The organism is Nocardia sp. NPDC058633 (assembly GCF_042717045.1).
Taxonomy (GTDB): Bacteria; Actinomycetota; Actinomycetes; order Mycobacteriales; family Mycobacteriaceae; genus Nocardia.
Map to the genome: position 1 here is coordinate 41,281 of NZ_JBHXRA010000020.1, position 12,141 is coordinate 53,421.

12 protein-coding genes and 1 pseudogene are annotated in these 12,141 nt (G+C 68.5%); 9 read left to right on the top strand and 4 right to left on the bottom strand.

Annotation, left to right across the window (positions count from 1 at the left end):
• Window positions 1-44: 44 nt before the first annotated feature.
• The gene (locus ACFWUR_RS24540; protein WP_378909881.1) at window positions 45-731 is read left to right on the top strand and encodes an HNH endonuclease family protein; all 687 of its coding nucleotides are present in this window, start codon (window positions 45-47) and stop codon (window positions 729-731) included.
• A gap of 63 nt (window positions 732-794) precedes the next feature.
• Here the strand turns inward: ACFWUR_RS24540 and ACFWUR_RS24545 are convergent, their stop codons facing one another.
• Entirely contained in the window at window positions 795-1,619 is an 825-nt protein-coding gene (locus ACFWUR_RS24545; RefSeq protein ID WP_378909882.1) for a sulfurtransferase, read from the bottom strand.
• Between the two features lie 235 nt (window positions 1,620-1,854).
• Between ACFWUR_RS24545 and ACFWUR_RS24550 the strand changes: the two genes are divergently transcribed.
• Window positions 1,855-3,057: a benzoate/H(+) symporter BenE family transporter gene (locus tag ACFWUR_RS24550; protein WP_378909883.1), complete on the top strand. Its 1,203-nt coding sequence runs from the start codon at window positions 1,855-1,857 to the stop codon at window positions 3,055-3,057.
• Here the strand turns inward: ACFWUR_RS24550 and ACFWUR_RS24555 are convergent.
• Complete coding sequence (locus ACFWUR_RS24555) at window positions 3,054-3,545, bottom strand: Lrp/AsnC family transcriptional regulator (RefSeq protein ID WP_378909884.1); 492 nt, start codon at window positions 3,543-3,545, stop codon at window positions 3,054-3,056. The genes ACFWUR_RS24550 and ACFWUR_RS24555 overlap by 4 nt on opposite strands.
• Window positions 3,546-3,717: 172 nt before the next feature.
• Here ACFWUR_RS24555 and pdhA point away from each other — a divergent pair, with 172 nt between their 5' ends.
• The 5 genes and pseudogenes from pdhA (at window position 3,718) to ACFWUR_RS24580 (ending at window position 8,433) form a co-directional block, all read left to right on the top strand.
• Window positions 3,718-4,800 (top strand): pyruvate dehydrogenase (acetyl-transferring) E1 component subunit alpha, encoded by a 1,083-nt coding sequence (gene pdhA / locus ACFWUR_RS24560; protein WP_378909885.1) that lies wholly within the window; start codon window positions 3,718-3,720, stop codon window positions 4,798-4,800.
• On the top strand, window positions 4,797-5,771 hold the full coding sequence (locus ACFWUR_RS24565) for an alpha-ketoacid dehydrogenase subunit beta (RefSeq protein WP_378909886.1): 975 nt from the start codon (window positions 4,797-4,799) through the stop codon (window positions 5,769-5,771). The genes pdhA and ACFWUR_RS24565 overlap by 4 nt, the downstream gene beginning before the upstream one ends.
• Window positions 5,771-7,104: pseudogene (locus tag ACFWUR_RS24570) on the top strand (dihydrolipoamide acetyltransferase family protein). The gene ACFWUR_RS24565 and the pseudogene ACFWUR_RS24570 overlap by 1 nt, the downstream one beginning before the upstream one ends.
• A gap of 180 nt (window positions 7,105-7,284) precedes the next feature.
• Window positions 7,285-8,088 carry an SDR family oxidoreductase gene (locus ACFWUR_RS24575; RefSeq protein ID WP_378909887.1) on the top strand — a complete coding sequence of 268 codons (804 nt, stop codon included), beginning with the start codon at window positions 7,285-7,287 and terminating at the stop codon, window positions 8,086-8,088.
• A 126-nt stretch (window positions 8,089-8,214) separates the two neighbouring features.
• Entirely contained in the window at window positions 8,215-8,433 is a 219-nt protein-coding gene (locus tag ACFWUR_RS24580; protein ID WP_378909888.1) for a hypothetical protein, read from the top strand.
• 98 nt (window positions 8,434-8,531) lie between these two features.
• Here ACFWUR_RS24580 and ACFWUR_RS24585 read toward each other — a convergent pair whose 3' ends face one another.
• On the bottom strand, window positions 8,532-8,948 hold the full coding sequence (locus ACFWUR_RS24585; protein WP_378909890.1) for an acyl-CoA thioesterase: 417 nt from the start codon (window positions 8,946-8,948) through the stop codon (window positions 8,532-8,534).
• A gap of 7 nt (window positions 8,949-8,955) precedes the next feature.
• Window positions 8,956-9,888, bottom strand: a complete 933-nt coding sequence (locus tag ACFWUR_RS24590; RefSeq protein WP_378909891.1) for an AraC family transcriptional regulator — start codon at window positions 9,886-9,888, stop codon at window positions 8,956-8,958.
• A 94-nt stretch (window positions 9,889-9,982) separates the two neighbouring features.
• On the opposite strand from ACFWUR_RS24590, the gene ACFWUR_RS24595 reads away from it, so the two are divergent.
• Together ACFWUR_RS24595 and ACFWUR_RS24600 are read left to right on the top strand one after the other, a co-directional pair.
• Window positions 9,983-10,828 carry an NmrA family transcriptional regulator gene (locus tag ACFWUR_RS24595; RefSeq protein WP_378909892.1) on the top strand — a complete coding sequence of 282 codons (846 nt, stop codon included), beginning with the start codon at window positions 9,983-9,985 and terminating at the stop codon, window positions 10,826-10,828.
• Window positions 10,829-10,943: 115 nt separating this feature from the next.
• Window positions 10,944-12,131 carry an MFS transporter gene (locus tag ACFWUR_RS24600; protein ID WP_378909894.1) on the top strand — a complete coding sequence of 396 codons (1,188 nt, stop codon included), beginning with the start codon at window positions 10,944-10,946 and terminating at the stop codon, window positions 12,129-12,131.
• Window positions 12,132-12,141: the final 10 nt, after the last annotated feature.

Genomic DNA, 12,141 nt, shown 5'->3' on the forward strand with positions numbered 1-12,141 from the left:
CGCCCCGTGGTTGTTGTCGGTGCCACCGGCTACAACATGCGGGTATGGGGAAACAGGCGTGGTCGCTCGTCACAGTGCTCGCGGTCGCCGGGTGTGGGGTGATCGGACCGGCCGAGCCGGTCGCTCCCGCACCGGGCAGCCCCACGCGAGCCGAGGTCACCGCCCTGCTCGACTCCGTGCGCGTCATCGCCGCGCGCCCTCGACCGGGCGGCTACGAACGTGGCTGCAAGGCGGGCCAGGCGTGCGTCTTCGGCCCGGCCTGGACCGACGACTCCGACGCGCCCGGCGGCCACGACGGCTGCGACACCCGCAACAATGTCCTGGCCGCGCAATTGCGCGAGGTAGTGCATCGCGGTCGCTGCGTCGTCGTGGCAGGCATTCTCACCGACCCCTACACCGCCACCGACATCCCCTTCAGCAAGTCCGACGGGGGCCGCGTCCAGATCGATCACGTCTACCCACTGGCCGCCGCCTGGGACATGGGCGCCGCCCGCTGGACCCCCGACAGGCGACGCCGCTTCGCCAACGACCTCGCGGTGAATCTCCTCGCGACCGGAGCCGCCACCAATCAGTCCAAAGGCGACGACACCCCCGCCGAATGGCTACCGCCCGCCCGCCCCAACCATTGCTTCTACGCCGCCAAATACCTCACGGTGGCAGTCGACTACAACCTGCCCATCACCGCCGCGGACAACGCGACCCTCCACGAAGTCGCCCGGGGCTGCCCGTGAACCCGCGGCCGATACGAGCAGGCGGGTACGGCCGAGGGTCGGCGGCGGACTCCCCGAAAATGCCTACGCCCCGGTGGCCACGGCCCGCTTGGGGTCGTTCGACCACTGCGAGTACGAGCCCGGGTAGAGCGCGGCGTCGATGCCCGCGACGGCGAGCGCCGCGATCTGATGGGCAGCGGTGACGCCGGAGCCGCAATACACCGCGACCGGGCCTTCACCGAATCCCGCGAATCGGGTTCGCAGTTCTTCGACGCTACGGAAATGCGCTGTGTCATCGAGGTTTTCGACGGTCGGCGCGCTGACCGCGCCGGGGATGTGCCCGGGACGCGGGTCGATCGGTTCGACCTCGCCGCGATACCGCTCACCGGCTCGCGCGTCGAGCAGCACGCCCGGCCACTTCGCGGCGGCATCGGCGTCGATCACCGGCAGCCCGCCGGGACGCACCACCAGATAACCACCGATCGGGTCAGGTTCGGCGCCGGTCGCGAGCGCCCCGCCTGCCGCGGTCCAGGCGGGCAATCCACCATCGAGGATGCGCACGTCGTCCACACCTGCCCACCGCAACAGCCACCACGCCCTCGCGGCCGCCGTCGCACCGGTCGCGTCGTACACCACCACCGGCTCGCCGTCGCTCACTCCCCAACTGCGCGCGCATTTCTCGAAGGTGCCGGGGTCGGGCAGCGGGTGCCGGCCGCGGGCGGGTGATGGGGCGGCGGCCAACTCGGTCTCCAGATCGACGAACACCGCGCCCGGAATATGCCCGTCGAGATAGTGCTGCGGACCGTCCGGATCACCCAGCGCCCAGCGCACATCGAGTAGATGGATCACCTTGTCCGCCAGCTCTTCCCGAAGTTCCGCCGCAGAGATCAACACCGTACTCACTACCATTCCTCCCAGCCGCCCCCCGAAACCGTTGCCGATACCCTACGCACCCGCCCGAGTTCCGGCACCGATTGCGCGCGAGGTGGCTGCCGCCGACCCTCGCTCGGCCCGCAGCATCTACCGAGTCGAGAAATACGCAGGCCGGTTACGGAACTGGACCGGCGAACAGCGCGGGTGAATCAGTCCAGTTTCGCGGGACTGGCAGGCGACGACCGCGGATTCGTCGGGCAATATCGGCACAATGTCGCAGGTCTCCACCACTCCCCCTGATATCGCCGACAAACCGACGGGCATCGCGCTGTCTCTCGGCGCGGGCGCGATCACCGCACTGGTCGGGTTCACCAGTTCGTTCGCGGTGGTGCTGAGCGGGTTGCGGGCAGTCGGGGCGAGTCCGGCACAGGCGGCCTCGGGGTTGCTGGTGCTGTGCTTCACCCAGGGCATCGGCATCCTGCTGCTGAGTTTCCGGTACCGGATCCCGATCACCCTCGCCTGGTCGACGCCCGGCGCCGCGCTGCTGGTGAGCACCGGACTGGTCGCGGGCGGCTGGCCCGGCGCGGTCGCGGCCTTCGCGGTGACCGGCGTGCTCATCGTCATCACCGGACTGTGGAAACGACTGGGCTCGCTGGTCGCCGCGATCCCGGTGCCGATCGCCCAGGCGATGCTGGCCGGTGTCCTCGTGCCACTGTGCCTGGCGCCGGTGCAGGCACTGCGCACCTCACCCGCGGTGGTGGTTCCGGTCATCGTGGTGTGGCTGGTGTTGCAACGCTTCGCCCCGAAGTGGGCGGTGCTCGCCGCCTTCGCGACCGCGGCGGTCGGTACCGGCATCGACATCGTCGCCGACCACCGGCACCTGGAAACCTCCGCCATGATCCCGACGGTGGAATGGACCGTCCCCCACTGGCATTGGCAGGCGATCATCGGTATCGCCGTTCCGCTCTACATCGTCACCATGGCCTCCCAGAACATTCCCGGCGTCGCGGTGATGCGCTCGTTCGACTTCCAGGTTCCGTGGCGCCCCGCCATGCTCGTCACCGGCATCGGCACCATCCTCGGCGCGGCGGCGGGCGGCCACGCGATCAACCTCGCCGCCATCAGCGCCGCCCTCGCCGCCGCCCCGTCGGCCGGGCCCGACCCCAAACGCCGGTGGATCGCCGCGGCCACCGCGGGCGCCACCTACCTCGTCCTCGGCCTGGCGTCGGCCGCCCTGGTCACCCTCATCGCCGCCGCCCCCGCGGGCACCATCGAAACCGTCGCGGGTCTGGCCCTGCTCGCGACTCTCGCGGCGGCGCTGACCGGCGCCCTGAGCGATCCCGCCCACCGCATGGCAGCCCTGGTCACTTTCCTCGTCGCCGCCTCCGGCACCACACTCTTCGGCATCGGCGGCGCCTTCTGGGCTGTCCTGGCGGGCCTTGCCGTGCGCCGCTTCCTCCCCACCGGCACCTAACTCGGGTCGGCCAATCGGTCGAGCAACGGGCCGGTGCGGGGGCCGACCAACTCGCGCATGACCAGGGCCATGTTGGTGCGTTCCACGCCGGGGATCTTCAGGATTCGGCCCGCGATGCGGTAGAGGTCGTCGGCGTCACGGGCGACGATGCGGACGATGAGATCGGTCGCCCCCGTCATGCCGCAGACCTCGGTGACCTCGGGAACCTCGGCGAGGTCGTCCACCACGGCGTCGAGACGGTGCTGATCGACCACCACCGCGACGAACGCTGCCAGTGGGTAGCCGAGGGCCCGGGGTTCGACTCGCCGCTCGAAACTGCCGAGCACCCCACCGGAGTCCCATCGGGCCAGCCGCGCCTGCACGGTATTGCGCGACAGGCCGAGGCGCGCGGCGAGTTCCACCCCGGTGGCCCGGGGGTTGGCGATCAACTCGCGCAGCAGTCGCGCATCGGTGGCGTCGAGTGTCACGTCGGGTCCACGACTGGTCATACAACGGAGTATGACAGCGCTGAACCCCGGCGGACCATGCATTCTGCCCAGGTGTGCGTGTACCGCTTGCGCACACCGCATAATCGTGGATGCTGAGTGATACACATCGCACTCAGCGAAAGTGGCGTACCTGCATCGGCCCACAAGGCACGGTGGCGAGGAGGCGATCACGATGTCGCAGAAGCAGACCTACCCGGTCCAGCTGGTCCAGCCCGACGGCCGTCGGGTCTTCGACAGGGAGCACGGCGCGCTGGTCGCCGATATCGATGCCGAGCGGTTGCGGCAGTTGTATCGGGACATGGTGATCACCCGCCGGATCGATGTCGAAGCGACCGCCTTGCAACGCCAAGGTCAGCTCGGATTGTGGCCGCCCCTGTTGGGTCAGGAAGCCGCGCAGGTCGGCTCGGCGCACGCACTGCACCCCGACGACTACGCGTTCTGCTCCTACCGCGAAACCGCCGTCGCCTACTGCCGCGGTGTCGCGCCCGAGCAGCTCACCGCCCTGTGGCGCGGCGTCTCCCACCACTGCTGGGACCCCGACGAGGTCAACATGACCAATGCCAATATCGTCGTCGGTTCCCAGGGCCTGCATGCCACCGGTTACGCCTTCGCCGCCCACCTCGACGGCGCCGACATCGCCACCATCGCCTATTTCGGGGACGGCGCGACGAGCCAGGGCGATATCGCCGAGGCACTCGGATTCGCCGCGGCGTGGAGTGCGCCGGTCGTGTTCTTCTGCCAGAACAATCAGTGGGCGATCAGCGAACCGGTCAGCGTGCAGAGCCACGTGCCACTGGTGCGCCGTGCCGACGGGTACGGCATCCCGGGCGTGCAGGTGGACGGCAACGATGTCCTCGCCGTCCTCGCCGTGACCCGCCGAGCGGTCGAGCGCGCTCGCGGCGGGGGCGGCCCCACCTTCATCGAAGCGATGACCTACCGCATGGGCCCGCACACCACCGCCGACGACCCGACCCGCTACCGAACCGCCGCCGACACCGAGTACTGGGGACAACGCGACCCCATCGAGCGGGTGCGTCTGCTCCTCGAACGGGAAGGCGACCTCTCCCCCGAGTTCACCCAGCAGGTCACCGACGACGCCGACGATGTCACTCGCCGCCTACGCACCGCCACGATCGAGATGCCCGACCCCGATCCCGAGCGGATGTTCGACCACGTCTACGCGACCGAGCACCCATTGATGACCGAAGAGCGCGAACAGTTCTCGGCCCACCTCGCCGAAGGAGCGCAGTCATGATCACCACCTTCGCCGCCGCCCTCAACACCGGCTTGCGCCATGCGATGGAAGACGATGCCAAGGTCGTCTTGCTCGGTGAGGACATCGGCCGACTCGGTGGCGTGTTCCGGGTGACCCAGACCCTGCAGAAGGATTTCGGCGACAACCGCGTCATCGACACACCGTTGGCCGAATCCGGCATCGTCGGAACGGCTTTCGGGATGGCTTTGCGCGGATATCGGCCCGTGGTGGAGATCCAGTTCGACGGGTTCGTCTATCCGGCCTTCGACCAGATCGTTTCTCAGGTCGCCAAGATCCACAACCGCACCGGCGGAAAAGTGAAGGCCCCGTTGACGATCCGCATTCCGTTCGGTGGCGGAATCGGTGCGGTCGAGCACCATTCGGAATCACCCGAGGTGTACTTCGCCCACACCGCGGGCCTTCGCGTTGTATCACCGAGTACGCCCGCCGACGCCTATTCGATGATTCGTCAGGCCATCTCACTGGACGACCCGGTGATCTTCTTCGAACCGAAACGTCGCTATTGGGACAAGGCCGACGTAGATTTCGAAGGCGAACCGGATCTGCCGCTGCACAAGGCCAGGGTTTGTACCCGTGGCGCGGATGCCACCGTCGTCGCCTACGGCGGCACCGTCGCCACCGCGCTGACCGCGGCGAAGATAGCTGCCGAGGAAGGACATTCGCTCGAGGTGATCGACCTGCGCAGTCTCTCGCCGATCGACGTCGACACGATCGCCGAATCGGTGGACAAGACCGGCAGGCTGATCGTCGTGCACGAGGCGCCCGTGTTCGCCGGGCTCGGCGCCGAGATCGCCGCCCGCGTCACCGAACGCTGCTTCTATCACTTGGAGGCGCCGGTGCTGCGCGTCGGTGGCTACGACATCCCCTACCCCCCGGCTAAGCTCGAAAAGCACCATCTGCCCGACCCCGACCGCATTCTGGCGGCGGTCGATCGCTGTCTAGCCGCGTGATGAAAGGTGCCCTCGTGCCGGAACCAGCCGCCACCGACGACGGTCATGTTCTCGAGTTCCGCCTTCCCGACCTGGGTGAAGGCCTGGCCGACGGCGACCTGGTGTCCTGGGCCGTCGCGGTCGGCGACACGGTGGAACTGAACCAGACCATCGCCGAGGTGGAGACCGCGAAGGCGGTGGTCGCGTTGCCGTCACCGTTCTCCGGGATCGTGGTGGAATTGCTGGCCCAGCCGGGCGACACCGTGCCGGTCGGCGCACCGCTGATCCGGGTGCGCAACGATCTGGAGGTGAGCGCGCCACCCGCCGCCGAGCCGCGAACCAACGTGCTCGTCGGCTACGGGCCCGAGGCCGAATCCACTTCGCGTAGAAAGAAATCCACGCCTTCGATGGCGTCGAACACCCCGAGCGCCCATCGCGCGGCGGCGACCCCGGCCGCACGCAGACTGGCCAAGGAACTCGGTATCGATCTGTGGTTCGTCGCGGGCTCGGGACCGGAGGGCGCGGTCACCGTCGAAGACGTGCGCTCGGCCGTGCCGGTGACCCAGCCACGCACTCCCGCGCGCCTCGGTGACATCGCGCCGACGCCGTCGAACGGACATCTCACCGACGCCGACGGCCTCATCGAGCCGACCGCTCGCGAGGAACGCACCCCCGTCACGGGGATCCGCAAACGCACCGCCGCCGCGATGCAGGCCAGTGCGCGCACGATTCCGCAGGCCAGCACCTTCGTCACCGTCGACTGCACCGCGTCGATGGAGTTGCTCGACCACCTGCGCACCACCAAGTCCTTCGAGGGCCTCACCCTCACCCCGCTGGCCCTGGTCGCCAAAGCGGCACTGGCGGCGATCGCGGAGTATCCGGGAATCAATACCTCCTGGGACGAGCAGAACCAGGAAATCGTCACCAAGCACTATGTGAACCTGGGAATCGCGGTCGCCTCGGATCGCGGCCTGATGGTGCCCAATCTCAAAGAGGCGCAGGCACTGAGCCTGCGTGAGCTGTGCCGCGAGATCAGCTGGGCGGCCGAGACAGCCCGCTCCGGCAGCGCCACCCCCGCCGATCTACGCGGAGGTACCTTCACCCTCTCCAATGTCGGGGTGTTCGGCGTCGACACCGGCGTGCCCCTGGTGAATCCGGGCGAGGCGGCGATCCTGTGCATCGGCTCGATTCGCAAGCCCCGTGGGTGTTCCGCGACGAGCTCGCTGTCCGCTGGGTCACCACCCTCGGCCTCAGCTTCGACCACCGCATGGTCGACGGCGAACTCGGCGCCCACTTCCTCGCCACCACCGCAGGCTTCCTCGAGGACCCGTTGACCCTGCTCAGCCGCATCTGAGCGAGTACCGGACCCCGTCCGTACACTTCGGTCGGTGACCACTCGCCGGGGTGCCACGATCGCTCCACCCGCGCGGTCCCGGCAGTCGCATCGGCGGACTCGCCTCGGTGGGTGCCGGGACGAGTCCGCACCGGCTGCGGATTCGGTGCGGGTCGTGGGTGGCGCCGATAGGGTGCGGGGATGGAGATAGCAGGCAAGGTCGCGATCGTCACCGGCGCTGGCGCGGGTATCGGCGCCGCACTCGCTCGTCGTCTCGTCGCCGGCGACGCGCGCGTTGTCGTCGCCGATCTCGACGCGGACAGTGCGGCCGAGGTGGCGGCCGAACTCGGCGACCACGCGGTCGCGGTCGGTGGCGATGTGGCCGACGAGCAGGTCGTCGCGGAACTGATCGCCACAGCACAACGCGAATTCGGGCCGGTGGACCTGTATTTCGCGAACGCGGGCATCGGCGGAGGACCCGGACTCGACAGCACCGAGGCGCAGTGGGCGAGCACCATCGACGTGAATGTGATGGCCCACGTGCGCGCGGCGAAACTGCTCGTCCCCGGTTGGCTGGAGCGCGGCAGCGGCTACTTCATCTCCACCGCGTCGGCGGCGGGCCTGCTCACCCAAATCGGTTCCGCCCCGTACTCGGTGACCAAACACGCGGCTGTCGGGTTCGCGGAATGGCTCTCGGTCACCTACGGCGACCAGGGAATTCGCGTGAGCTGCCTGTGCCCGATGGGCGTGGACACCCAACTGCTCACCGGCGGGCTCATCCCGGACAACCCCGAAGCGGGCGAACTGGCGATCAAGGCGGTGAAGACGGCGGGCGCGGTGCTGTCTCCCGAGGAAGTCGCCGACACCGTCGTCGAGGCGATGGCCGCCGAGCACTTCTTGATCCTGCCGCACCCCGAGGTACTGCAGATGTATCGCAACAAGGGTTCCGACTACGACCGGTGGATTTCCGGTATGCGGCGATTCCAGACCATGCTGCGTGCATGACAACCGGTCGGTGCGCCCGAAAAAATTCGGCGAGGTAGCCGCGAGATCGCTCGATTCCTGCCACGATGGTCGGTAGCCGCCGGTCACGATCCGCTGACCGGCGGAGGTCTAGGCGGAGATCCGGCGATGGCACACCTGATGTATTTCAAGAAGGTTCGCGACGAACTCACCCAGGTCGAGTACCACTGGGGGCCGAGCCGGGAACAGCTCGACTCGTCGCTGGTTATCGACAAAACCACCTTCGCCGCCCTCCCCGGACCACCCGGCTACTCACCGGCGGGCCAGATCATCCTGCGCGCCCGCCGCGGCAGCGAATGGCCCGAGGTAGGGGTAATCGCTTCCTGAGCGGCAACACCACGACGGGGTCCGGAGCAACACATCAGCCCGAGGTAGGCGTCATCGCCTCCTGAGCGGCAACACCACGACGGGCTGGGTTACAGGCGCTACTCGGTGACCAGTTCCGCGGCCGCCGTGCGCACCGCGTCGGGGATCGCCACCGGCTTGCGGGTGTCGGCGTCGACGTAGACGTGGACGAATTCGCCCGTCGCGGCCAGCTCGAGACCGGCCTCGCCCTCGCGAAAGATCGCGAGATCGTAGGTGATGCTCGAGTTGCCGAGTCGGGCGATCCGCAGCCCCACCTGTAGCTGGTCGGGAAAACTGACCGATCCGTGGAAACGGCACGAGGTCTGCGCGACCACGCCGAGCGCGGGCAACGCGGTGATGTCGGTGCCGGTGGCACGCATCAGCCAGGCGTTCACAGCGGTGTCGAAGTAGGAGTAGTAGGTCACGTTGTTCACGTGGCCGTACTGGTCGTTGTCGGCCCACCGGGTCGGCATCGGCCACAGGACGGGATAGCTCATCGGGCCATCATGCCGCGCTGCCCTGTCGGTGATCACGCGGGCTCACCCCGAAGTGCCGTTTGAAGGCGGTGCTGAGGGCGAACGCGCTGCCGTATCCCACCTGGTGGGCAATGGATTCCACCGTCGCGTCGGATTCCGCGAGCAGGTCGGCCGCGAGCGAGAGCCGCCATTCGGTCAGGAAGCTCATCGGGGGTTCACCGACCAACTCGGTGAACCGGCGAGCCAACGCGGCGCGGGACATACCCACCGCCTCGGCCAGGGCGACCACCGTCCACGGATGCGCCGGATTGTGCTGGAGCAGGCGCAGGGCCTTGCCTACCAGTGGATCGCTGTAGGCGTGGTACCACGCTGGGGCGTCGTCGCGGGCGAACCAGGCGCGCAGCGCGGCGATGAGCAACAGGTCGAGCAGGCGGTCGAGGACGACGGTTTGGGCGGGCAGGTCCTTGGTCGCCTCGTCGACGAGCAGGTCGAGCAGGCGCGCGTCGAGCTCACCGCGCGGTAGCACCGCGACCCGCGGCAGCGCGCGCAGCAACCGCCGACTCACCGCGCCCGCCGACTCGTAGGTTCCGGTGACCATCAGCGTCTCACCGTCGGGATCGGTGCCCCACTGCCGGACGCCGAGACTCAGTGTCTCGCACAGGATCTCACCTTCCGGGGTGGTTGTGACCTGACCCGGCTGGATGACGACCTGAGGTTCGGTCGCGGGATCGTCGGCCACCGTATACGGCTGGGGCCCACGGAACACCGCGACATCGCCCGCCGAGAGTTGCCGCGGCGGCATCGAATCCGTACTGACCCAAGCCTTTCCGCGGATCATCGCGAGCACCGTGAGCGGGGCTTCATCCTGCACGCGCAGTGACCACGGCGGGTTCAGCAGCGAACACATGAGGAACGCGCCGCGGGCGCGTGGACCTTCGAGCAGACCGGCTAACGCATCCACCCTTCCACAGTAGACGACAACCCGTAGACGACAACGCATGTTCGTGAGCGGTACGACGATGTTGCCGTGAGCCGCGCGGCGGTGTACTTATCTCATGACAAACACCGCTTCTCACCAGCAGCTTTCCCTCATCACCGGCGCTACCGGCAAGACCGGCAGCCGGGTGGCGGCTCTCCTCGAAGCCGCGGGCCGACCGGTTCGCCTCGGCTCGCGCACCGCCGAGATCCCCTTCGACTGGACCGACCGCGAGACCTGGGCACCCGCGCTGGCCGGCGTCGACTCCGTCTACCTCGCCTTCCAGCCCGACCTCGCCGTCCCCGGCGCCCCGGACATCATCCGCGCATTCACCGTCGCCGCCCGGTCCGCCGGTGTGCGCTCGGTGGTGCTGCTGTCCGGGCGTGGCGAGCCCGAAGCGCTGGAATGCGAAGAGATCGTGCAGAATTCGGGTCTGAGCTGGACCATCGTGCGCTGTGCCTTCTTCGCCCACAACTTCAGTGAGGGCGCCTTCGTCGACGACGTGCTCGCCGGTGCGGTGGCGCTGCCCAACGGCGATGTGCCGGAGCCATTCGTGCACGTCGACGACATCGCCGAGGTGGCGGCGGCCGCGCTGACCGACGATCGTCACGCGGGTCAGCTCTACGAGCTCACCGGCCCCCGCGCCCTGACCTTCGCCGACGCGGTCGGTGAGATCGCCGCGGCCACCGGTCGCGAGATCGCCTTCATCCCCGTGTCCCGGCCCGAATTCGTGGCGGCCCTGAGCGAATACCAGGTGCCCGACGACACGATCAGCCTGCTCGACTACCTCTTCGGCACCATCCTCGACGGCCGCAACACCGCCACCGCCGACGGCGTCCGCCGCGCCCTCGGCCGCGAAGCCCGCGATTTCACCGACTACGCCAAGGAGACCGCCGCCACCGGAGCCTGGACACCCCAGCAGTAGCAGTTGGACAATTGATCACCAGGCCATCAGGGAGACATCGCCCGAGAGCGAAAATCCCTGACGGCCTGATGATCTTGAACTGCCAGGGTGCGAGGGTGGCCGGTAGCGTTGGGCGGTGAGTTCTGTGGTGGTCGATCGTCGTCTTCGGCGGGCTCGGGGGGCGGTGTTTGCGGCTTTTTCGCTGAACGGGGTTTTGCTGGCTATGTGGGTTGTCCATATTCCGGCGATCACCGGGCGGACGGGGGTGTCGACGTCGGCGCTCAGCTTGCTCGTGTTGCTGATGGCGGGGGCCGCGCTGGTCGGTATGCGGCTGGCGGGCCCCGCCGCCGACCGGTTCGGTAGCCGCACCCTCGTCATGCTGGCCGCGGCTGCCATTTCGGTGACGGTGCTCGGCCCGGGACTGGCGACCGATCCGATCACCTTGGCGATCGCTCTGGCCTGCTTCGGGATCGGCAACGGCGCGCTCGATGTGTCGATGAATGCCCAGGCGGTGCAGGTCGAACGAGCGTATCGCCGACCGATCATGGCCGCGTTTCATGCGATGTTCTCGGCGGGCGGGTTCGCCGGTTCACTGTTGGGCGCAGCTGCTCAGCACGCTGGATGGTCGCCACAGGTGACGCTGACCTGTGCGTCGGTCTGTGGGTTGCTCGTCACCGCGGTGCTGGTACCGCATCTGGTCGACCACCAACGGGCTGAATCACCCTCGCATGCGGAGCATTACGACAAGGCCGACGCCGCCGTGTCCACTCGGCTCGGCGCCGAGCGCACACGAAAAGTATTCTTGCTCGGGAGCATCGCGTTTGTGCTCCTGCTCGCGGAAGGCGTCGCAGCCGACTGGAGCGCGCTGCAGGTTCGCGAACGCCTCGGCACGTCCGAGGCCGCTGCCGCTCTCGCGTTCGGCGCCTTCTCCGCCACCATGACCCTCGGCCGATTCCTCGCCGACCGGGTGAGCGGCGCCTTCGGCCCGGTAGCCGTCGTCCGCTACGGAAGCCTGCTCGCCGCAGCCGGATTCGCGCTGGTCATCGGCTCCCCTTGGCTCCCGCTCACCCTCCTCGGCTGGGCCCTGTGTGGGCTCGGCCTCGCCGGCGGCGTTCCGCAGATCTTCTCGACCGCGGGCAATCTCGGTGGCACGACAGCCGCCACCGACATGTCGCGCGTCTTCACCATCGGATACCTGGGCCTCCTCGCGGGCCCCGCCATGATCGGCTGGCTCGCCGCCGTCGTCCCCCTCACCGCGGCGCTGCTCATCCCCCTCGTGCTCACCCTCGGCTGTGCCGTCGCCGCGCCGGTCGTGCGCCGCTGAAGTCACTTAC